Origin of the sequence: Arcobacter sp. CECT 8983 (genome assembly GCF_004118855.1) — a bacterium.
In the GTDB taxonomy this organism is placed as follows: Bacteria; Campylobacterota; Campylobacteria; order Campylobacterales; family Arcobacteraceae; genus Halarcobacter.
The window spans coordinates 1-293 of the sequence record NZ_PDKF01000022.1 but is presented as its reverse complement, the minus strand read 5'-3'; the positions used below and the strand labels follow the sequence as shown (position 1 = coordinate 293).

The window sequence follows — 293 nt, the reverse complement described above, 5'->3', positions numbered from 1 at the left end:
GTTCCTGTTGCATCTACTCCACCTACAGAAATAGAATACGCTTCTGTATCTTCTTTTAAGTCATCATCTACTGTTGGTGTTGTAATTGTAAACGATGTTACTCCTGCTGGTACTGTGATTTTTCCAGTACTTGCATCATATGTTACTCCATTACTAAATTGAAGGGTTCCTATATCTTCATCTTCTACTGTTCCATTGTTAAATGTAAAGTCATACTCTTTTGCAGCTTCTGCTTCTCCACTTAATGTTACAGTGTGAACTAAAGAAGTTCCTTCTGTTTGTGTATCACTTGT

1 protein-coding gene is annotated in these 293 nt (G+C 36.2%); it reads right to left on the bottom strand.

Features of this window, described 5'->3' with window-relative positions; all coding sequences use genetic code 11:
* On the bottom strand, positions 1–293 hold a 293-nt coding region (locus CRV01_RS13780), incomplete at both ends, for a hypothetical protein (RefSeq protein ID WP_258238419.1).